This window comes from Pseudomonas sp. R45(2017) (assembly GCF_002112305.1).
In the GTDB taxonomy this organism is placed as follows: Bacteria; Pseudomonadota; Gammaproteobacteria; order Pseudomonadales; family Pseudomonadaceae; genus Aquipseudomonas; species Aquipseudomonas paraglycinae.
This window is the reverse complement of sequence record NZ_NEHH01000009.1, coordinates 108,492-129,628: the sequence shown is the minus strand read 5'-3', so window position 1 is coordinate 129,628 and position 21,137 is coordinate 108,492. Positions and strand designations below refer to the sequence as shown.

Sequence of the window (21,137 nt, the reverse complement as noted above, 5' to 3'; positions counted from 1 at the left end):
ACAGGATTTCATTTACCAGCAGCCTGGGCCGGATCGTTCTTCACACGTCTGCGTTTGCGGCGCTCAAGCACCATGGAATCCGCGTAGTAGCCGGCGGCCTTGAGGACAATGTCGGTATTCAGATCAACGCCTGCATGTTTAAAAATATACTTCCCGGCAATATCATCCCAGAACGCCCATTCATCTTCATAAATTGTCACATCGTTCTCCTTGTTCATGAAACCCGCTTCCTGCGAGCCGGGTTCAACGCTAAATCAAAAGCACCCGACAAACCACTTCAAAGACAATACAAAAAACAACAATACAAACGGAAAAACAATAACAACCGAACACAACCATCCTTCATGCCAAAGTCACCCGACACTTCATCAAAGAGTATTGATTTTGGCCAAACCCTTTAACATCAATCCTGAAACTATTCTTACAGCCTCCATAACAATTTCCGACATTATCACTCCATCAAATTCAACAGCGGCCAAAACCGATACAACGCCCGGTAAAGTTCCCGACCTCAGTGATCTGGACAAACTGTTCGGGCCCCTGCGATTTGGCGAACTGACCGTGAGCCGCCAGACACTTCAGGCGCTGGGTGCCCGGGTCAACGGCGAGGCCATTACAGCAGCCAACACGTACTTCCCCGAGCCCGATCAGGCCTTTATCGATGGGCTGCAATTCGATCCCGCCCAGGTTGAGCAGCGGATCAAGTCAGTCGATGGTCAGGAGCACCAACGGGTCCCGCAATTGCTCTACGAAATCGTCACGCTCCGTTCTCCGGGAGCAGCACCGCTTCTGCGTGAAATGTCCACAAGTGACGCCGGGCACCCCATGCAGAAAATCAGCAAACTGCTGACCGCCACCCAACACCTGGATATCCACAGAAGCCCGCTGCCCGAACATTTGCCGGGCTGGGTAGACAAGGCCAAGAGTCGCGGCATGACCAGTATGGGCGCCGGGCTGCAGGCCTACGGTTTGTACAGCGCCTACATGGGCGCCATCGACGGCCTCAAGAAAGGTCAGATGGGAGAAGTGCTGATCAATGTGGGCGGCGCTCTCGCCGAGATCACTTCACTGGGCCTCGAATACGCGCTGAACAAGACCGGCGAACAGATGATCCGTCAGGGTTCCATGGCCCTCGAACAATTCGGCAAGACCACCATGGGCAAATGGCTGTGCCGGGGCGCAGGCCTGATCGCCAGCGTGCTGACGTTGCCCTTCGATATCTACACCGCCATCAAATCCTTCAACGATGCGGCCAGGGCCCAGGGCAAGGAAGCTCAGGATCTGTACGTCACCGGCGGCTTGAGCGTGTTCAGCGGTGCCCTGTCCATTGCCCTTGGCTGCGCAGCACTGATGGGCTTTCAAGCTGCTGGCCCGGTGGGGATCGCAGCAGCGGCGATCATGATTGTCGGTGCCCGAATCTACGGCGCCGCCCGCATGGTCGACGACATCGACGATTACATCGAACTGACCGTGAACGAACGCTGGCGTGCCGGCTGGTTCGCGTTCACCGGACAAAGCCAGGACAAGGCGCTGATGGAGCGCTACCTGGTCGCCAAGACCACAAGCGACTACGCCAAAGCCTTGAAGACGCGCAGTCTCGGCTGGCTCGACAATGAGTTCAAGGAAAGCGTCGATGTGATCGTCAATGGCCGTTTCGAGGTTACGTTGCAGCCCACTCGCCTCCATCGTTTCCAATGGGATGAAAGCAAAGGCGAAACGCCCTATACCAGCGAAAACCGCCCTGTCGTCAGCGACACGGATGACACCTACGACGCCAGGAAAGGATTACCCGACTCCGACGCTGTCATCGCCAGTGGGAAAAGCGACCCGGCGAAAGGGGTCTTCTGGAATCTGGGCGGCGGCCATGACACGGTGCAAGGCGTCGAGGACAAGCCGAATTTCTTCAGCTATGCCAGTGGCCGTAAAACCCTGGACGGCGGCAACAAGGATGATTCCTTTCTGTTTCAGTCGGCTTCCGAAGCGCTGTCTGATGACCCGACCACCGTCAGTGAGCTGTCCGGTGGTGACGGCACCGACCTGCTCTGGCTGCAAGGCAAACATAAAAACCAAGACCCTCTCGCTAGCCCGCCGCGCCATATCGGTTTTGATGTCGACCTGAAAAAAGGCAGGCTGGCGGTGCGTCCTGCAGACCCAGCGGCTGAACCGGTGCTGCATTCAACCTTCAAGTCCATCGAAAAGGTCGAGACACTGGCCGGCGCGCTCAACCGCGTGACCGGTTCCGACCACGCCGACACCATTGCCGCCAATGGCGATGACCGCGTCGATGCCGGAGCCGGCGATGACCGCATCGCCGTCCGCGGCCTTCGTGGCACCGTCGATGGAGGCAGCGGCCGCGACACCTACGAAATTGCCCCGAACTGCCTCAAGGTTTCCCTCCACGAGGATGGTCAGGAACCGAGCACGGTCTATCTGGGCGTGACGCTCGAAGCCATCCAGCGCTGGTACGTGCGCAATGACGCGCTGGTCATTGAATCCCTGCGCGACGACGACATCCGGTCGCCCATGCGGGAACTGGTGCTGGAGGCGGTGTACCGAACGGTCGATGGCAAACGCACCCTGCGCAACGACAAATGGACGCTCATTACACAGGACGGCTACCACTTGCTGCCGGCGTGGCCTGCCGATACCCCGGACCTGGCCGACCTGACCGTGAAAGTGACCGTTCTGACCGTCGGCACAACGAAATCCTCGCCGGTGCCGGTCAATGATCGCCCTCGCAGGATTTCCAACAAACCGCACTCGTACTACTTCATCTCGCGCCAGATCCGTCATGCAATCCTGATGGCAACGCCACACGCAAATCCGACCCGAAGCACTCTGTACGTCGACCGCGACAGCACGGAAATCGACGAAGTCAGGGCGATTTATACGGTTACAAAAACAAGGCCAAACGCATTCACGCAGCTCAGCTACTCGGACATTCACTACACCATCACATTCCACCAGGGTGGTGGCTTGCTTTCGTTGCACGGTGCTGCAAGAGAAAATCCGGGCAAGAAACGCGACATGGGAGCCGGAATCCTGGCCTCCGGCTGGCAGATGATTCACCCGATGACGCTGGTCATGCGAGACGGGATTTCCTATCACCTCGACTTTCCGCATCCCACGTATCTAAACGACGCAAGGAACCCGGGTTATACCGTAGTGCAAAGCCGCACCTCGCTGCGCGAGCGAGCCGGCCGGTATATTTTCGTCAGGCCCTCTGTCGAGAAGCGCACGCTGAAGGCAACCTCGCAGCGGGTAGACTTTCAGGCAGCCGAGCACAATACGACCTATTGGCTGGAGGGACGATCGTCGAGCTATGAACTGTTTCCCGCCAGCGCCACGTCCATCCGGCTGTCCACCGCAGAAGCGGATGCCAACGTCTCGGGCTCTTCCACCTGGTTCATTCACACGCAACATCTGCAAGAGCAGATCAGCCACCGCGATCTTTCCATCAAGGACAACCTGCTCAGAATCGGCAGCATCCGGATTCAACTGCCGGACAGCAACGATCCGCTGACGCCACTGGAAACCATCGAAGTCGTGGTCTCCTCGGGAAACCGTTATCGGATCAATGCACTGTTCGAGGTGATCGGTCTGTGCGCCATCAATGCCCGAGCCTACCCATCGGTTCAGGCCATCGCCCAGGACATTTGTGAGCATCAACGGCGTGAAGAGCTTGAGTCCGACGAAGTGTCCGTTCACCACATTCGCCTGAGCGAAACCGCTGCCGGCAAGATTTCATACATCATTGCCACCAACGTCTGGAGCAGCGAAACCGCTCCGACCCGCTCGATACCTGTCGAGCACCTGATCATCGTCAAGGAATGACACCATGCGACCAAAACCACCCTCGCCGCCAGGCTTTTCCAAGGGTAATACGCCCGCCGACTCGCTTGCTGAACTCCCACGATTGCGACCGCAAGCGCCAGACCCACAGCTACCGCATTCGTTGCCAGACCTGACAGCCGCGCATCCACGAAACCCGGGACACACCCCGCCCCTCGCGGACACACCGAAAATCGAAGTGTCTGACCTGCCGGTCGCCTCCCGTGAAACGGCGACCGGACTGGACAGTTACCGTTTGAACCCCGGCTTGCTGCGCAACCTGCAACCGGCCAACGAGGAGGGTCTGCGCTACATCGTCGGGCGAGCATTCGTCGATGTGAAAGACAGCGGCACGGTGTATGTGGAATTCGATGCGAACCTGGGCACCTTTCGGGCCATGGATCTGTACAAAAAGCTGTCTCCCGGGCCGGCGCTCTACAGAAATACCGGTGAATCGACCTGGAGCCCGGCCTCACATACCCCCTCGAAACGCCCCCATTCTCAGGTCAGTGACGTTGATACGCCGCAGCCAGCCAAACAAGCGCAGACCTCTCCTTTGTCGGCGCATGAAGCCACCACCCGACTGCTGAACGACTCGTTGCTCACGATGCATCCACTGATGACGCTCGGCCAGCGCGTCGAGTTTTTGCGCGCCTATAACCTGTCGCCACGACAACACATCCGGTTGCACAGTGATCTGACCGCCAATCCCCGGGTGATGCCGGAGTGGGCCGAGCAGCATCACTTACGCTCTCGGGACGAGAACGATCCGACCCGCTTCGATCAACTGTATGAAGAAATCGAACCGCTGCTACTGCCCGTGCGGAACGGAACACTGCGCAGCGACCTGATCGACTTCGACAAAAGCGTCACCCGGGAATTTCTCGACGCCTTTCTGACCCGACTCGGTTACCTGCGCAACAGCAGCGACTGCCTGTATCGCACGGATATTCCGGGTCTGTTCAGGGCCGATGAACGCACGCCTTTCGAGTTCTACAACGACGGACGCATGCTGCCTCGACTGAAACACCCGCGCGGCGCCACGACCGAAAAACCGATCAGTGCCACGGTCAGCCATCAGCTGGTCAAGAGATATGGCGCCAGGGGCACCGAGGCTCCCGATCCGCAGTACCTGCGCTACAACAGCCAGAGAAACAAATATCCCGGCAAAAAACCGGGTGAATCGGACAACGAGTCAGGGAACTCCGACAACGACTGGTCCGATGCATCGGACGTAGAACTGGACACCGAACGCAATTACGAGACGATCCGCCACGATCAGCAGTTCATCTTCTCTTACGTCATCGATACCCGAAGGATGGAGGTGGTCCTCAACGAAGAGAACCATTTGCTCAATCTGGCGGCACGGGAAAAGAATGCCTGGTTTCCAGATGACGAACTCGAAGCCCTGATTTCAACGTCCAAGCGAGGTATCGAATCAGAGCGTCTGTGGCTGCTCGATTCGACCTTCACGCGTGCCGCCAAGGTCGACGATGTCGCCGCTCAAGCCCAAACCAGCTACATCGGCAATGACATCGAGGCGCGGACCCACAGCGGCATTTCCAATCAACATGAATACGACGCGTTGATCGATGCGGTGGCCAGGGCCGGCAAGCCGATCCTTGCATTTCCAGGTGGCCGGGACTGGTTCGCCAATGACATCGTCTGGCCCGTATAACCGAGTCGAGTCTTAAGCGAACAACTCGCCCTGCAATTCATCGAGCAGCGCCTGGATCGCATCCAGTCGCTGCTGCGGGTCGTCGAGTTGCAGCAAATCGATCTTGTCTTCCTCGGCGAACGGCAGCAGATACGCCAACTGATTGGCCAGTGATTGCTGCCCCGCCGCTTCGATGCCCATGTTCAACGCCTCGACCATCGGGTGCTCGGCGAGAGCCTTGAGCAGCGCCACCAGATCGGCGTCTTCATCCTGCAGCGGTTGCTCGGGTTCTTCGTCCAGCCACTCGACCTCGGCCATGATCAATTGATCGCGCTGCACGTCGGTGCTCTGCACGATGAAGCGCCGCCCGCCCTGCACCCGGATGCCCAGCAGTCCGTTGTCCTGCTGCTGGAAATCGGTGATGCGCGCTTCGCAGCCGACCATGGCGAAACCTTCCGGCGCGACGCCGACTTCGCTGCCTTCCAGGATGCACACCACGCCGAACCCGCCGCCCTGTTTCATGCAGCGGCCGATCATGTCCAGGTAGCGTGCTTCGAAGATCTGCAGATCCAGATTGCAGCCGGGAAACAGCACCGTGTTCAGCGGAAAAAGCGGCAGACTCATAGACATTTCCTTACACCACCATCGACACCGCCAACGGCAGGAACACCGCCGTGGCCACGCCCATCAGACTCATCGCCAGCGCCGCGAAGGCGCCGCACTCATCGCTTTCCTGCAACGCCACCGAGGTGCCGACCGCATGTGCCGTCATGCCCAGCGCCATGCCGCGCGCCTCCGGGCTGTGCACGCCCAGACGGGTCAGCAACGCCGGGCCGAAGATCGCGCCGATCACCCCGGTGATCAACACGAACACCGCCGCCAATGCTGCGACACCGCCGATCTGTTCGGCCACCAGCATGGCGATCGGTGAGGTCACCGACTTGGGCGCCATGGTCATCAGGATCATGTGATCGGCACCGAACCACCAGCCCAGCGCCACGCCCATGCCCGTGGCGACCACGCCGCCTATCACCAGCGTAGTAAAAATCGGCCAGAACAATTGCCGGATGCGTCGCAGATTCAGATACAGCGGCACTGCCAGCGCAACGGTCGCCGGGCCCAGCAGAATACTGAGGATCTCGGTGCTCTTGCGGTACTCGGCGTAGGTCAGGCCGCAGCCGACCAGCACGCCGATCACCAACAGCATCGAGACCAGCACCGGTTGCAGAAAGATCCAGCGGGTTTTCTCGAATGCCGCCAGCACCAGTTGATAGGCACCGAGGGTGATGCCGATGCCGAACAGGGGATGGTGAATCACCGAAGCCCAGGCACCTTGCCAGTCGAACAGCATCAGGACTCCTCCGAATGCGGCGCGTGGCGCTTGACCAGCCGTTGCATCAGCACGCCGGCGAAGGCCATCGACAGAATCAGCGAGACCACCAGCGCACCGACAATGGCCCAGAAATCCGCGGCAATCGCCGTGGCATACACCATCACGCCCACCGCCGGCGGCACCAGCAGCAATGGCAGATAACGCAGCAGGCTGCCGGCCGCAAGGTTCAGCGGCTCGCCGACTTCACCGCGCACGATCAGAAATACCAGCAACAGCAAAAGGCCGATGATCGGCCCCGGCAGTACCGGCAACAGCAAATGATTGAGGGCCGTGCCGAGCAATTGAAACAGCACCAGCATGGTCAGGCCGCGTAGCAACATCCGTCATCTCCGTCTTACTTTTCGCCTCGCAAGTCGCCCGCATTATAAGCACGCCTGCGCTATGGATCGGCATTCGCCAAAAGCATGGTCGGTTGACCTGAGCAAATCGCCATGATGATCTACAGTGGTTCGCAGGGCGGTCAAATCCCCCACCTGAAAAACTATAAAACCGATGAACCCAAGGAGAGTCTCAATGCCCTATGTTCCAGTTGCAGAGCTCAAAGATTATGTCGGCAAGGAACTCGGACGTTCCGAATGGCTCACCATCGATCAGGAGCGCATCAACCTGTTCGCAGAAGCCACCGGGGATTACCAGTTCATCCATGTCGACCCGATCAAAGCCGCGCAAACGCCATTTGGCAGCACCATTGCACACGGTTTCCTGTCGTTGTCGCTGATCCCCAAACTGATGGAAGACATCCTGATCCTGCCGCAAGGCGTGAAGATGGTGGTCAACTACGGCCTGGACAGCGTGCGTTTCATCCAGCCGGTCAAGGTCAATTCCAAGGTCCGGCTCAAGGTCGACCTCGGTGAAGTGACCGAGAAAAAACCTGGCCAGTGGCTGCTCAAGGCCACCGCCACCCTGGAGATCGAAGGCTCGGACAAACCGGCCTACATCGCCGAACCGCTGTCGCTCTGCTTCGTTTAAGCGCCTGGATGCGAAGCGGCTCACGCTGTTTCGCATCCGCTCCTCCCCGCCGGCTGTATAAGGTCACATAGCTGCGGCATACTCGGTCGCCTAATTGCCCGGATCCCGCTATGCGCTCATTCGCTCCTCTTGCTCCCCTTGCCTTGACCCTGTTGCTGGCCGCGTGTGGCGACGGCGAATCGCTGTTGCCGCCGGATGCACGCCTGCCCGACGGCGGCCGCTATCGCGGTGAACTGGTCGATGGTTTGCTGCAAGGCCAGGGCCGGGTCGACTACCCCAACGGCAGCTGGTACGCCGGGGCGTTCGACAAGGGGCAATGGCATGGTCAGGGCGAATGGCACGGCAGCAATGGCGAGGTCTATCGCGGCAACTTCCAGCAAGGGCTGTTCGACGGCCGGGGCACGTTGACCACCACGGCCGGCAGCTACACCGGCGGTTTCAAGCTGGGCCGACGTGACGGCGAAGGCACCCTTAAAGAAAACGCGATGACCTATCGCGGCGAATTCAAGGCCGACCAGTATTCCGGGCTCGGTCGCCTCGAGCTGGATGACGGCAGTTCCTATCAGGGCCAGTTCGCCCACGGCAAACCCAACGGCGAAGGCCAGCGCGGTGATGCCAGCGGCAATCAGTTCACCGGTCATTTCGTCAACGGCCAGCTCGAAGGCAACGGCACCTTCAACAGTGCCGACGGCGACATCTACATCGGCGGCTTCAAGAACAATCAACTGCACGGCAAGGGTCGCTACGAAAACGCCGATGGCGATGTCTGGCTCGGGCAGTTCAAGGAAGGCGCGCTGACCGGCAAGGGCGAACTGATCGGCGCCGACGGCAGCCACTACATCGGTTACTTCAATGATTGGCGCTTCAGCGGTCAGGGTCGCCTGAACCTGTCCGATGGCAGCTTCTACGTCGGTGGATTCGACAGCGACAGTTATTCCGGACGCGGCACCCTGGTGCTCACCGATGGCAGCGTGCTCAGCGGCACCTGGATCAACGGCCAGCGGGTACGCGATGCCGACGGCAAGTTGCTGCCGGACACCCTAGAACTCGGCCTGCTGGCCCAGGGTCGCCTGCTCGATGAAGCGCTGGCCAATGTGCCGGCCTCGACCCCGGCAGTGGAGCTGTACACCCTGACCCTCGGCGGCGACGGCAAGCAGAGCGTGTTCCTGCGCGAATCCGATTACGTGGCCAACATGCTCACCAGCCGTTTCGGCGCGTTTGGCCAGATTCGCCTGGTCAACCATCGCGACCACCTCGGCGACCGGCCGATGGCCACCCGCGAGAACCTGCGCCGCGCAGCCCTGACCCTGGCCGAGCGCAGCGGCCCGGAAGACCTGGTGTTCATTTACCTGACCAGCCACGGCACCGCCGAACACGAACTGGTGCTCGACCAACCGCGCATGGAACTGGCCGACCTGCCCGCCGACGAACTCGCCGCCGTGCTCGCACCGCTGAAGAATCGCGACAAGATCATCGTCATCTCCTCGTGCTATTCCGGTGGCTTCATTCCGGCGTTGAAGGATGAACGCACGCTGATCATGACTGCTTCGCGCGCCGATCGCGTGTCGTTCGGTTGCTCCGAGGAGGCCAACTTCACCTACTTCGGCGATGCCCTGTTTGCCCAGGCGCTGAACCAGACCGACGACCTGGAGCAAGCCTTCAAACTGGCCAGGGCCACCGTCGCCGAACGGGAACTGGCGGACAACTTCGAAGCCTCTGAACCGCAGATCTGGGCGCCGAAAACCGTGCTGGCGCACTGGCAACTGCTGCGTAAACAGCAAGCGAGAAAAGCATTGCAAAGTGCTGCGTTGAACGACGGAGCGATAAAGAGCAACTAAGCTGAACAGTATCAAGGGAGAGACACTATGTACTTGACGCCTCAGCATGTCTTGCTTGCAGGAGCCACCGGACTGACCGGTGAACATCTGCTCGACCGCCTGCTCAACGAGCCGACGATCAGCCGCGTCCTTGCCCCCTCACGCCGGCCGCTGGCTGAACATCCGCATCTGGAAAACCCGGTCGGCGATCCACAGACCTTCCTGCCGCAACTGGCCGGTCGGGTCGACATTGCCTATTGCTGCCTCGGCACCACCATCAAACAGGCCGGCTCGGAAGAAGCGTTTCGCGCCGTGGATCTGGACATGGTGGTGGCATTCGCCAAGCGCGCCCGGGAGATGGGAGCACGGCACCTGATCGTGATCAGCGCCCTGGGGGCCGATCGCCGGTCCTCGGTGTTCTACAACCGGGTAAAAGGCGAAATGGAATACGCATTGCGCGCGCAGGACTGGCCGCAATTGACCATCTGCCGGCCATCGCTGTTGCTCGGCGAACGCAGCGAGCCCCGTCTGGGCGAACAGCTCGCCGCGCCATTCTCTAAATTGATCCCCGGCAAATACCGTGGCATCGAAGCCTGCCAACTGGCCCGCGCCATGTGGCGTCTGGCGCTGGAGGAGCAGGATGGTGTGCGGATTGTCGAGTCGGACGAACTGAGAAAACTCGGCAAGTAATCTCACTCGCCACAGCGGTTCAACGCGGATCCCGGGTAACCATTTCCAATGAAGCCTGAGGATCTTGCGTGAACTGGCCGACATTCGAAATAAAGTGAATCGAATCAACCCGCGTGTCGTAGCTATCTACCACGTGCCCCTTCCCTTTCATGGATAACGTGCCCTCCAGCACACCTGCGTCTACGGCCATTCCGCCATGGGATGACACCACAGCACGTCAGGCAATCAATGAAAGGACTCCTTGATGGCACCGCAAACAAAAACGTCGAAAGGCACCAGCAAAACGCCACCCACCCTCGACAGGTCGACTCCGGAAACATCGCCGACCCAGCGTCATGATTTCCCGGGTTTGATTCGATCCCCGGAAACAGACAGCGCCAGCCGCCCCACGGAGGCGCCTGCCCCACTTTCTTCAAGTGACACATTGCCCGCGATACAGATTCAGGATCTGACCCACCCGGCTGGAGACACTCAAGGAAGCTCATCCAGCGACCCACACGCGAGCGGATCGATCCGTCACTACGAGTTACCGGCGCAACTGCGAACGCGATTACCCGCCGTCAACACCGAAGGGTTGCGGGTTCACAGGGGACGCATTTATGCCGAGGTGCAATACACCACGACCACGACGGTCATGGTGGCCTGGGACGAAGGCCTCGGCACCTACCGAGCTATGCGCCCACAGGAAGCGCAGGCGTCGGGCCCCGTCCTGCAATTCGACACCGAAAGCAATACCTGGCGGGTCGCTGAGCCGCGGGTTATCAGTCAGGCCCTCGAGTCCACGGTACACCGGCAGGCAGACAATACCGACGATAACGCAGCACAGCCCCACCTGCCGGGACCGGCCAGGACGCAGCCGAACACTGCACCGATTTACGTCGATACCCAACATTACGTATGGAACGAGAAGGCCAACAATCACCATGGCTATGTGGTCCTGCACCGAAAAATGCGCCGGACCGAAGAGGTCGGACCGCCGCTGCATCATGCATTCATGGACGAAAGCGGCTCATTTGTCAGTGTCGAGCCTTCCGCTTCGCGAATCGATCAGCCAGCCGAACTGTTAACAGCCTGGACAGACCGCGATATCTGGGATCTCTACGGGATACAGGGCGCAGAAATCACCCGCTTCCGCAGCGAAGCGCACAGCACCGGGAAGAAACCTCTATGGGCTACCGTTCGGACACAACGGATGGAAAACGCCTACCTGTTTGACGAGCTGTACCGCTGGTCTGGCATGGACATGGATCGCGACCTGTTCAACAGCCTCCTGAACCATCAGAACCGCACCCCAGCCCAATGGGCAGAACACCTCCAGTCCGTCACCTTGCACCGCAGCCCATCTGGCCCACAAACGCCATTGCCAAGCCCGCCAACACCCGGCTCGCCCTCTCCACGCCCATCAACACCCGACACGTCCAGGACAGCGGACGCCATGATTGCCTACGGTGATCAGCGCCACTACACCTGGGATCTCGACAAGTCGAATTTCCATGGTTATGTCGAGATGCAGCGCAAGCCTGGCCTGAATGACAATCATGGACCTCTCACCCAACTGGCGTTTCGTGAAGGCGCCAGCCTGATTGTCGTCAAAGCCACCGATTATCCGATCTACAAAGAGAATGTTCTGCGCCCGTTCTGGCGGGACATCGACATCTGGAACCTTTACAGAATCGAAGGACCCGACATCGTGCGCTTTCGTCAGGAGGTTGCGTTGCATCAGAAACCGCCTGCGTGGGTCAAACAACGGGAATACCCTTCCCAGCGTGAACAACTGTTCGACTACCTGCGGCTGTGGACCAACCCTGATTCTCCGCTCAAAACACGAGAGCAAATCCTCGCCCGGTTCCAGCCCTACAATCTTTCCGTCCAGCAACTAATACGACTGTGCAAGGAGCTGTCGCCGACAGGGCAGTTCAAGAACCTGATCAATGATGAAATGCCTGGATGGGTCAAGACCTATCAGGATCGCACCCGGCTGGTAACCAACGAAAAACTCTTCGAACCGTTTCTGCCGGAAATCGATGCTGAAATCATTCAGCTGAGAAATCAGGGAGAAGGCACCAGCCTGCTGAAGGCGAGTCTGACCGAACCCTTCTTTCAGGAGCTGTTGCGGCTCAGCGGCTTCAAGCGCAACACGCACAATTATCTGTACAGAACCGACATTCCTGCCGTGTTCAAAGTGGATGACCGGACACCTTTCGAAATAGCCCGGCCCGGGGCCATGGTCCCACGCGTGGTATCGGCTGTGGGCACCACGAGCGAGACACCCGTCAGTGCAATGTTCAGCCTGAAGACCGCCATGGACTTTGCGAATGAAACCAGAGGAGTGACAGGCATAGAGGCGCACCAGACAACCAGCGGCACTTCGACGCCCCCCGCTCAACGCATCCGGTTTTGCTACCTGCTCGATACCCGCAATGTGGAAGTCGTTGCGGGACAGGACAATCGCGTCTACAACCCGACGCGGCTCGAACGAAGCCCCGCGGACGGCAAAACGTGGTTCCCGAGCATGAAAATGGAGGGGCATGTTTCGATGTCGTCGATCGGTTTCACGTCGAGGCGCGTCTGGCTGGTCAACTCGGGCATGACCCGCGCGGCGACAGTGGAAGATATCCATTTGCAGGCGTTGAAGCACGCCACGGGATCGGATCAAAACCCTGCCGACGCCATTGAGTCCCGCACGCGGGCAGGAGAATTGAACCGGGACGAATATGACGGGTTGATCGATGAAGTGGCGAACGCCGGCAAGCGCGTTATCGAATTGCCGGCGGGACAGGACATATTCTCTGACGACATCGTCTTTCCGCCCGAAACGATCACGTTATAGGGAGCTTCAATGGCACGCCCCTGCGGGGTCGTGCCATTGATTTTCATAACCCGCCAGTCGCCTGAAACCCTACACCGATGACCGTCAGCAACGACAACGGCAACAGCAGCGTATCGAGCAATGCGCTGGCCGGCAGATCCACACCGGGATAGCTCGGTGCCTCGGCGCCGAATCGATCCATCGCGCAACATCCGCCATTCATCGCATACAGATCCAGCCGCGTGCCGGAATACACCACCGGCGCGCCGGACTTGGCGGCATCGAGCGTGCGCACGGTGGCGCAGCCGGTCAGTTGCAAGATCAGCAGCATCGCCAGCAGCTTATTCATCGCTGCTCAGATGGTGTTCGCCCCAACGCGGCAGCATGTCTTGGGGAATGCCCAGCAGATTGAGAATCCGCGCCACCACGAAATCGATCAGGTCATCGATGGTCTGCGGCTGGTGATAGAAGCCCGGCGAGGCCGGCAGGATGGTCACGCCCATGTTCGACAACTTGAGCATGTGCTCCAGGTGAATGCTCGAATACGGCGCTTCGCGCGGCACCAGAATCAACTGGCGACGCTCCTTCAAGGTGACGTCCGCCGCCCGCTCAATCAGGTTGTTGCAGGCGCCGGTGGCAATGGCCGACAAGGTGCCGGTCGAGCACGGCACCACCACCATGGCGGCGGGGGCGCCAGAGCCCGAGGCCACCGGCGACATCCAGTCTTCCTTGCCGTACACACGGATCTGCCCGGCGGACGCGCCAGTGTATTCGGTGAGGAACGCCTGCATCATTTGTGGCTTGGCCGGCAGCGACACGTCGGTCTCGGTGGCCATAACCAGTTGCGCGGCCTTGGAGATCAGGAAATGCACCTCGCGATCCTCGCGCACCAGACAATCCAGCAGGCGCAAGCCGTACTGGGCGCCGGACGCGCCAGTCATCGCCAGCGTTATGCGTTCCGGGCCATTGCTCGCCAGACGAGTGTTCATTTCAGCGCCTCGGCGAGTTTGCCGTGCAGGCCGCCGAAGCCGCCGTTGCTCATGATCACCACGTGAGTACCGGGCTGAGCCTGGCTCTTCACGCGTTCGATGATGCCTTCCAGCGAATCGCTGACAATCGACGGCACGGTGCAAAGTGCGGCGGTGCCTGCCAGATCCCAGCCGAGGTTGGCCGGGGCGTACCAGATCACCTGATCGGCATCGACCACGCTGTCCGGCAGACCGTCACGGTGGGCGCCGAGCTTCATCGAGTTGGAGCGCGGCTCGATGATCGCGATCAGCGGCGCATCGCCGATACGTTTGCGCAAGCCATCAAGGGTGGTGGCAATCGCGGTCGGGTGGTGGGCGAAGTCATCGTAGATGGTGATGCCGCGCACTTCCGCGACTTTTTCCATCCGGCGTTTGACGCTCTTGAATGCGCTCAATCCGGCAATGCCCATCGACGGCACAACGCCGACGTGACGTGCTGCGGCCAGAGTGGCCAGGGCGTTGGCAACGTTATGTTGGCCAGTCAATTCCCACTCGACCACGCCTTGGGACACGCCTTCGAACATCACTTCGAACGCCGAGCCATCGTCTTTCAGCAACTTGACCTGCCATTGACCGCCGGCACCGGTGGTCTGCACCGGGGTCCAGCAACCCATCTCGATCACACGCTGCAAGGCCGGTTCGGTGGTCGGGTGAATCACCAGGCCTTCGCTCGGGATGGTGCGCACCAAGTGGTGGAACTGCCGCTCGATGGCCGGCAGATCGGGGAAGATGTCAGCGTGATCGAACTCGAGGTTGTTGAGGATCGCCGTGCGCGGACGGTAGTGGACGAACTTCGAACGCTTGTCGAAGAACGCGCTGTCGTATTCATCGGCCTCGATCACGAAGAACGGCGTGCCGCCCAGACGCGCCGATACCGAGAAATTCTGCGGCACGCCGCCGATCAGGAAACCCGGGCTCATGCCGGCGTACTCCAGCACCCAGGCGAGCATGCTGCTGGTGGTGGTCTTGCCGTGCGTACCGGCAACCGCCAGCACCCAACGACCTTGCAGCACATGGTCGGCCAGCCATTGCGGGCCGGACACGTACGGCAAGCCTTTGTTCAGCACATATTCCACTGCCGGATTGCCGCGGGACATGGCGTTGCCGATCACCACCAGATCAGGTGCCGGATCAAGCTGCGCCGGGTCGTAACCCTGGGTCAGCTGAATGCCCTGGGCTTCGAGCTGGGTGCTCATCGGCGGATAGACGTTGGCATCGGAGCCAGTGACGTGATGGCCCAGCTCTTTGGCCAGAACCGCCATCGAGCCCATGAAAGTCCCGCAGATACCCAGAATATGAATGTGCATAGTCGACCTCGTAAAACATGGCCGCAGGTTAGCGCAGGGAGGGGGAAATGGCACTCTTTAGGTGATTGAGGGTGGAGGTCTGAACTTGTGTCCGACTTGAGATCGCCCCCTCACCCTAGCCCTCTCCCAAGGGAGAGGGAACCGACCGTCGTGTTCTCTCGAGGTACGCCGACCTGACACATCACGGTGAACTCCGGCCCGAATCCATAATCGACTCGGTCGCTCAGGTCGATGTATGCCAAAAGACACCGCGGTCAGTTCCCTCTCCCTTTGGGAGAGGGCTAGGGTGAGGGGCTTTTAACTGACACGCCGCTCAATCCCGTGCTTGCGCAACTTTCTATAGAGCGTATTGCGACTGACGCCCAGTTGCTGCGCCGTGTGGGTCATGTGCCAGCGCGTTTGCTCCAGCGCACTGAGCAAGGCCAGCCGCTCGGCATCTTCCAGCGGATGTTCGGATGCAGTTTCATCGGCTTTCACCAACAGCGGCTGCACATGCCGAAACATCGCCGGCAGATCATCCAGCCCGATCCGCCCCTCATCGCACAACGCCGCCAGCGTGCGCAGCACATTGCGCATCTGCCGCACATTGCCCGGCCAGTTGAACCCGAGCAAAGCCTGGCGCGCCGGTTCGTCGATCAGGATCGTTTCCCCGCCCGCCTCTTCGGCCAGCAGGAAATCCAGCAGCTGCGACTTGTCACTGCGCTCGCGCAACGGCGGCAGCGCCACTTCCAGCCCGTTGAGCCGGTAGTAAAGGTCTTCCCGGAAACTGCCATCACCGACCCGCTCCAGCAAATTGCGGTGGGTGGCGCTGATGATTCGCACGTTGACCGCTTCCGGCTCGCCGCCGATCGGCACCACCTGCCGGTCTTCCAGCACCCGCAACAGGCGAGTCTGCAGAGCCAGCGGCATGTCGCCGATTTCATCGAGGAACAACGTGCCGCCATCGGCCTGCTGCAGCTTGCCGCGCATGCCGTCCTTGCGCGCGCCGGTGAAGCTGCCGCCGCGATAACCGAACAGTTCGCTCTCGATCAGGCTTTCGGGAATTGCCGCGCAGTTGAGGGCGACGAACGCTTTGCCGGCGCGCTGACTGGCGTTATGCACAGCCTTGGCGAATGCTTCCTTGCCAGAACCGGTTTCGCCGTTGATCAGCAGCGGCACGTCACGCTCGAACACCCGCAGCGACTTGCGGAAATCCGACTGCAACGCCGCATCACCAAGGCAAATGCCCGCAAGACGCGGCGCTTCCAAAGGCGCCGGAACCGGCACTGCTGGCAGCGGCCGACGGGTTTCGCCGCGCAATACCGCAAACAGATGCCGCCCATCGCGAGTACGCAGCGGCCAACTGGCACTGGCATTGGCACTGGCGCGCCCGAGCAACTCATCCAGCGAACAGTCGAAAAACGCCTCCACCGGTTTACCGAGCAAGCCGCCACGGATGTGCCCGAGCAGGTTCAATGCACTCTGATTGACCGCACTGATCCGCCCTTCCCCGTCAAACGCCAGCAACCCTTCGCTAAACAGCCCGACAGACTCGGCCTGAAGATGAAAACGCAACAACCATTGGTTATCGAAACAGCGCAGGAAGTAGCAGCTCTCGATCATCTTCGCCGACAGATTGACCAGCGCCATGGTGTGGAACTGGCTCTGCCGCGAGACGTCATGCCGAGCCGAGGAAACGTCGAGCACCGCCAGCAGTTCACCGTGCGGGTCGAACACCGGGCTCGCCGAGCAGGTCAGGCCGGTGTGACGACCGCGAAAGTGTTCGTCCTGATGAATCGTCAGGGCCTGACGTTCCACCAGGCAGGTGCCGATGCCGTTGGTGCCTTCGCAGGCCTCGCTCCAGTCGGAACCCAACCACAGGCCGGCGCGTTCGAAAATCTTGCGTTCGGCGGGGGCGGTGACGCAGTTGAGGATCACCCCGCGCGCGTCGGTCAGCAGCACCGCGTGGCCGGCGCCGGAGAGTTGTTGATGCAGGCTGCTCATTTCATTGCCGGCAATCTGCAACACCTGTTGCAAACGCTCGCGGCTTTCGAGGATTCGACCGTGTTCGAGCACGGTCGGCGCCATGGTCAGGGCCGGGTCGAGGTGATAGTCCTCAAGACAACGCAGCCACGAGCGGGCGATCGACGGGTCGGCACCGGGGCCATGCAGGTGCGGCTTGCCCTGGGTGACGGTGAGAACCTGTTGGGCATGGCGACTCAAATGGTTGTCGTGCATTTCTTATTATTCTCCCCGAGGCTCATCGGCCCATGCGTGAAGTGGTGCCCAGCATCCTCCAGCCAACCGGTCTTTGCAATGCTGGCAAGACCGCCCGGTCACGGGTTGTGCCAGAAGCGGTACAAACTGTCACCCAGGCTGTACCGATACCGCCACAGACGTTTGCCACTTGTCCGACACAAATCTCGCAAAGCCTTGATTTGCCTGACCTGCACGGCAGTGGCCCGACCTTTGCTCTACGCTTATAGCAAGCGCTCATGCGCGTCTCTCTGATAAGTACAACAGCCAAGGAGAACATCATGCGTTACGCTCACCCCGGTACTGAAGGCGCCAAAGTCTCGTTCAAGAGCAAGTACGGTAACTACATCGGCGGCGAGTTCGTCGCGCCTGTCAAAGGTCAGTACTTCACCAACACCTCGCCAGTAAATGGCCAACCGATTGCCGAATTCCCGCGTTCCACGGCCGAAGACATCGAAAAGGCCCTGGACGCCGCCCACGCTGCTGCCGACGCCTGGGGTTCCACTTCTGCCCAGGCCCGTTCGCTGATCCTGCTGAAAATCGCCGACCGCATCGAACAGAACCTCGAAACCCTGGCGATCACCGAAACCTGGGACAACGGCAAGGCCATCCGCGAAACCCTCAACGCCGACATCCCGCTGGCTGCTGACCACTTCCGCTATTTCGCCGGGTGCCTGCGCGCCCAGGAAGGCAGCGCCGCCGAGATCGACGGCAATACCGTCGCTTACCACATCCATGAACCGCTGGGCGTGGTCGGCCAGATCATCCCGTGGAACTTCCCGATCCTGATGGCCGCGTGGAAACTCGCGCCGGCCCTGGCCGCCGGCAACTGCGTGGTACTCAAACCTGCCGAGCAAACCCCGCTGGGCATCAGCGTGCTGCTGGAACTGATCGGCGACCTGCTGCCACCGGGCGTGCTCAACGTGGTGCAAGGGTTCGGCAAAGAAGCCGGCGAAGCCCTCGCCACCAGCAAGCGCATCGCCAAGATCGCCTTCACCGGTTCGACACCGGTCGGCTCGCACATCATGAAATGCGCCGCCGAAAACATCATTCCGTCCACCGTTGAACTGGGCGGCAAGTCGCCGAACATCTTCTTCGAAGACATCATGCAGGCCGAGCCGAGCTTCATCGAAAAAGCTGCCGAAGGCCTGGTGCTGGCGTTCTTCAACCAGGGCGAAGTCTGCACCTGCCCGTCCCGCGCACTGGTTCAGGAGTCGATCTATCCGCAGTTCATGGAAGCGGTGATGAAGAAAGTCAGCCAGATCAAACGTGGCGACCCGCTCGACACCGACACCATGGTCGGCGCCCAGGCGTCCGAGCAGCAATTCGACAAAATCCTTTCGTACCTGGAAATCGCCAAGGGCGAAGGTGCCGAGCTGCTGACCGGGGGCAAGGTGGAAAAACTCGAAGGCAACCTGGCTTCCGGTTACTACATCCAGCCGACCCTGCTCAAGGGCACCAACAAAATGCGCGTGTTCCAGGAAGAAATCTTCGGCCCGGTGGTGAGCATCACCACCTTCAAGGACGAAGCCGAAGCCCTGGCGATCGCCAACGACACCGAGTTCGGCCTGGGTGCTGGCCTCTGGACCCGCGACATCAACCGCGCCTATCGCATGGGCCGCGCCATCAAGGCCGGTCGTGTGTGGACCAACTGCTACCACCTGTACCCGGCGCACGCCGCGTTCGGCGGGTACAAGAAGTCCGGCGTCGGCCGTGAAACCCACAAGATGATGCTCGACCACTACCAGCAGACCAAAAACCTGCTGGTGAGCTACGACATCAATCCGCTGGGCTTCTTCTAAAAACCAAGGGCGGCACCGAAATATCGGTGTCGCCCTTTTAATCCCGATGACACTTCCTGGCCTGGCCGCTCTGGCACGGGCCTTGCGTACCCGTCATTCAGGATTTGCGTGAACACTGCCGCTGCGTGAACAGCATCCACTCACTCAACCGCTGCACCCGAAAGTCCAACAGATCGAACAATAAAAAAGACAGAGAGGACTTATGACTTCCACCACACAGCTCAAACCCACACTCGGCACCCTGCACCTTTGGGGCATTGCCGTCGGCCTGGTGATTTCCGGCGAATACTTCGGCTGGAGTTATGGCTGGGGCACCGCAGGAACCTTGGGTTTCCTGGTCACGGCCCTGATGGTCGCGACCATGTACACCTGCTTCATCTTCAGTTTCACCGAACTGACCACCGCGATCCCCCACGCGGGCGGGCCGTTTGCCTACAGCCGTCGGGCGTTCGGCGAGAAAGGCGGATTGATCGCCGGCATCGCCACCCTGATCGAATTCGTGTTCGCCCCGCCGGCCATCGCCATGGCCATCGGCGCCTATCTGAATGTGCAATATCCGGGGCTCGATCCGAAACTCGCGGCAGTCGGCGCGTATTTCGTGTTCATGACACTGAACATCCTTGGCGTCAGCATCGCCGCGACCTTCGAACTGGTAGTGACCGTGCTCGCCGTCGCCGAATTGCTGGTATTCATGGGCGTGGTCGCGCCGGGCTTCAGCTTCAGCAACTTCGTGCTGAACGGCTGGTCGGGTGCCAATGAGTTCACGATGGGCTCGATTCCGGGCATTTTCGCGGCGATTCCCTTCGCGATCTGGTTCTTCCTCGCCATCGAAGGCGCGGCCATGGCGGCCGAGGAGGCCAAGGACCCGAAACGCACGATTCCAAGGGCCTATGTCAGCGGCATCCTGACCCTGGTATTCCTGGCCATCGGCGTAATGGTGATGGCCGGCGGCGTCGGCGACTGGCGTCAACTGTCGAACATCAACGACCCGCTGCCGCAGGCGATGAAAGCGGTGGTCGGCAACAACTCGACCTGGATGCACATGCTGGTGTGGATCGGCCTGTTCGGGCTGGTAGCGAGTTTCCACGGGATCATCCTCGGCTACTCGCGGCAGTTCTTCGCCCTGGCCCGGGCCGGTTATCTGCCGAAAGGCCTGGCCAAACTCTCGCGTTTCCAGACCCCGCACCGGGCGATTCTGGCCGGCGGCGTGATCGGCATCGCGGCGATCTACAGCGACGGTCTGGTCAACCTGCAAGGCATGACCCTGACGGCGGCGATGATCACCATGTCGGTGTTCGGCGCCATCGTGATGTACATCATCAGCATGCTCAGCCTGTTCAAACTGCGCAAAACCGAGCCGAATCTGGAGCGCACCTTCCGCGCACCGGGCTATCCGGTGGTGCCGGCCATCGCGCTGTTCCTGGCGGTGGTGTGCCTGGTGGCGATGGCCTGGTTCAACACGCTGATCGGCTGTGTGTTCCTGGGTTTCATGGCCGCCGGCTACCTGTACTTCCAGTTGACCGCCAAGCAACGCTCCGAAGCACCGGCAGACGCTATGCTCGAAGGTATCTAAACGCTAACTGAGCTGCACCGGCATCG

At 60.3% G+C, this 21,137-nt stretch carries 16 protein-coding genes; 8 read left to right on the top strand and 8 right to left on the bottom strand.

The genetic code is table 11. The features are described from left to right. Window positions 1-8 precede the first annotated feature (8 nt). Complete coding sequence (locus CAF74_RS21175) at window positions 9-218, bottom strand: hypothetical protein (RefSeq protein ID WP_256578400.1); 210 nt, start codon at window positions 216-218, stop codon at window positions 9-11. A 166-nt stretch (window positions 219-384) separates the two neighbouring features. On the opposite strand from CAF74_RS21175, the gene CAF74_RS21170 reads away from it, so the two are divergent. After that, entirely contained in the window at window positions 385-3,834 is a 3,450-nt protein-coding gene (locus tag CAF74_RS21170) for a calcium-binding protein (RefSeq protein WP_256578399.1), read from the top strand. A gap of 196 nt (window positions 3,835-4,030) precedes the next feature. After that, on the top strand, window positions 4,031-5,509 hold the full coding sequence (locus tag CAF74_RS21165) for a hypothetical protein (protein ID WP_256578398.1): 1,479 nt from the start codon (window positions 4,031-4,033) through the stop codon (window positions 5,507-5,509). A 12-nt stretch (window positions 5,510-5,521) separates the two neighbouring features. Here CAF74_RS21165 and CAF74_RS21160 read toward each other — a convergent pair whose 3' ends face one another. Genes CAF74_RS21160 through CAF74_RS21150 form a run of 3 tightly spaced genes read right to left on the bottom strand, consistent with a single transcriptional unit; the run spans window position 5,522 to window position 7,201 of the window. Continuing rightward, window positions 5,522-6,112 (bottom strand): LON peptidase substrate-binding domain-containing protein, encoded by a 591-nt coding sequence (locus tag CAF74_RS21160; RefSeq protein WP_085747646.1) that lies wholly within the window; start codon window positions 6,110-6,112, stop codon window positions 5,522-5,524. 10 nt (window positions 6,113-6,122) lie between these two features. Next, window positions 6,123-6,839: an LrgB family protein gene (locus tag CAF74_RS21155; protein WP_007958637.1), complete on the bottom strand. Its 717-nt coding sequence runs from the start codon at window positions 6,837-6,839 to the stop codon at window positions 6,123-6,125. Next, the gene (locus CAF74_RS21150; RefSeq protein ID WP_007958636.1) at window positions 6,839-7,201 is read right to left on the bottom strand and encodes a CidA/LrgA family protein; all 363 of its coding nucleotides are present in this window, start codon (window positions 7,199-7,201) and stop codon (window positions 6,839-6,841) included. The genes CAF74_RS21155 and CAF74_RS21150 overlap by 1 nt, the downstream gene beginning before the upstream one ends. A gap of 193 nt (window positions 7,202-7,394) precedes the next feature. On the opposite strand from CAF74_RS21150, the gene CAF74_RS21145 reads away from it, so the two are divergent. From CAF74_RS21145 to CAF74_RS29070, 4 genes are all read left to right on the top strand, one after another. Continuing rightward, a complete protein-coding gene (locus tag CAF74_RS21145; RefSeq protein WP_085747645.1) occupies window positions 7,395-7,850 on the top strand; it encodes a MaoC family dehydratase in 456 nt (151 codons plus the stop codon). Between the two features lie 110 nt (window positions 7,851-7,960). Further along, a complete protein-coding gene (locus CAF74_RS21140; protein WP_085747644.1) occupies window positions 7,961-9,688 on the top strand; it encodes a C13 family peptidase in 1,728 nt (575 codons plus the stop codon). Between the two features lie 27 nt (window positions 9,689-9,715). Then, window positions 9,716-10,357, top strand: a complete 642-nt coding sequence (locus CAF74_RS21135) for an oxidoreductase (RefSeq protein ID WP_007958634.1) — start codon at window positions 9,716-9,718, stop codon at window positions 10,355-10,357. Window positions 10,358-10,601: 244 nt separating this feature from the next. Next, window positions 10,602-13,187, top strand: coding sequence for a hypothetical protein (locus CAF74_RS29070; RefSeq protein ID WP_139832927.1), 2,586 nt, complete (start codon window positions 10,602-10,604; stop codon window positions 13,185-13,187). A 43-nt stretch (window positions 13,188-13,230) separates the two neighbouring features. On the opposite strand, the gene CAF74_RS21120 is transcribed toward CAF74_RS29070, so the two are convergent. The 4 genes from CAF74_RS21120 to CAF74_RS21105 all read right to left on the bottom strand — a co-directional run bounded on the left by CAF74_RS21120 (window position 13,231) and on the right by CAF74_RS21105 (window position 17,718). Beyond that, entirely contained in the window at window positions 13,231-13,515 is a 285-nt protein-coding gene (locus CAF74_RS21120; RefSeq protein ID WP_085747641.1) for a YceK/YidQ family lipoprotein, read from the bottom strand. Further along, complete coding sequence (gene ubiX / locus CAF74_RS21115; protein ID WP_007958630.1) at window positions 13,508-14,155, bottom strand: flavin prenyltransferase UbiX; 648 nt, start codon at window positions 14,153-14,155, stop codon at window positions 13,508-13,510. The genes CAF74_RS21120 and ubiX overlap by 8 nt, the downstream gene beginning before the upstream one ends. Then, window positions 14,152-15,501, bottom strand: a complete 1,350-nt coding sequence (gene mpl / locus CAF74_RS21110; protein WP_085747640.1) for a UDP-N-acetylmuramate:L-alanyl-gamma-D-glutamyl-meso-diaminopimelate ligase — start codon at window positions 15,499-15,501, stop codon at window positions 14,152-14,154. Before mpl ends, ubiX begins: the two co-directional genes overlap by 4 nt. 297 nt (window positions 15,502-15,798) lie before the next feature. Then, window positions 15,799-17,718 carry a sigma-54-dependent Fis family transcriptional regulator gene (locus tag CAF74_RS21105; protein WP_085747639.1) on the bottom strand — a complete coding sequence of 640 codons (1,920 nt, stop codon included), beginning with the start codon at window positions 17,716-17,718 and terminating at the stop codon, window positions 15,799-15,801. Window positions 17,719-18,017: 299 nt separating this feature from the next. On the opposite strand from CAF74_RS21105, the gene CAF74_RS21100 reads away from it, so the two are divergent. After that, a complete protein-coding gene (locus CAF74_RS21100; protein WP_007958625.1) occupies window positions 18,018-19,538 on the top strand; it encodes an aldehyde dehydrogenase family protein in 1,521 nt (506 codons plus the stop codon). A 202-nt stretch (window positions 19,539-19,740) separates the two neighbouring features. Further along, window positions 19,741-21,111 (top strand): ethanolamine permease, encoded by a 1,371-nt coding sequence (eat, locus tag CAF74_RS21095; protein ID WP_085608773.1) that lies wholly within the window; start codon window positions 19,741-19,743, stop codon window positions 21,109-21,111. Window positions 21,112-21,137: the final 26 nt, after the last annotated feature.

Coding starts and splice junctions, on each gene's coding strand:
- CAF74_RS21135 (WP_007958634.1), top strand. CDS start 9,716: ATGTACTTGACGCCTCAGCATGTCTTGCTTGCAGGAGCCACCGGACTG.
- CAF74_RS21140 (WP_085747644.1), top strand. CDS start 7,961: ATGCGCTCATTCGCTCCTCTTGCTCCCCTTGCCTTGACCCTGTTGCTG.
- CAF74_RS21160 (WP_085747646.1), bottom strand. CDS start 6,112: ATGAGTCTGCCGCTTTTTCCGCTGAACACGGTGCTGTTTCCCGGCTGC.
- CAF74_RS21150 (WP_007958636.1), bottom strand. CDS start 7,201: ATGTTGCTACGCGGCCTGACCATGCTGGTGCTGTTTCAATTGCTCGGC.
- mpl (WP_085747640.1), bottom strand. CDS start 15,501: ATGCACATTCATATTCTGGGTATCTGCGGGACTTTCATGGGCTCGATG.
- CAF74_RS21105 (WP_085747639.1), bottom strand. CDS start 17,718: ATGCACGACAACCATTTGAGTCGCCATGCCCAACAGGTTCTCACCGTC.
- CAF74_RS21145 (WP_085747645.1), top strand. CDS start 7,395: ATGCCCTATGTTCCAGTTGCAGAGCTCAAAGATTATGTCGGCAAGGAA.
- CAF74_RS29070 (WP_139832927.1), top strand. CDS start 10,602: ATGGCACCGCAAACAAAAACGTCGAAAGGCACCAGCAAAACGCCACCC.
- ubiX (WP_007958630.1), bottom strand. CDS start 14,155: ATGAACACTCGTCTGGCGAGCAATGGCCCGGAACGCATAACGCTGGCG.
- CAF74_RS21155 (WP_007958637.1), bottom strand. CDS start 6,839: ATGCTGTTCGACTGGCAAGGTGCCTGGGCTTCGGTGATTCACCATCCC.
- CAF74_RS21100 (WP_007958625.1), top strand. CDS start 18,018: ATGCGTTACGCTCACCCCGGTACTGAAGGCGCCAAAGTCTCGTTCAAG.
- CAF74_RS21120 (WP_085747641.1), bottom strand. CDS start 13,515: ATGAATAAGCTGCTGGCGATGCTGCTGATCTTGCAACTGACCGGCTGC.
- CAF74_RS21175 (WP_256578400.1), bottom strand. CDS start 218: ATGAACAAGGAGAACGATGTGACAATTTATGAAGATGAATGGGCGTTC.
- eat (WP_085608773.1), top strand. CDS start 19,741: ATGACTTCCACCACACAGCTCAAACCCACACTCGGCACCCTGCACCTT.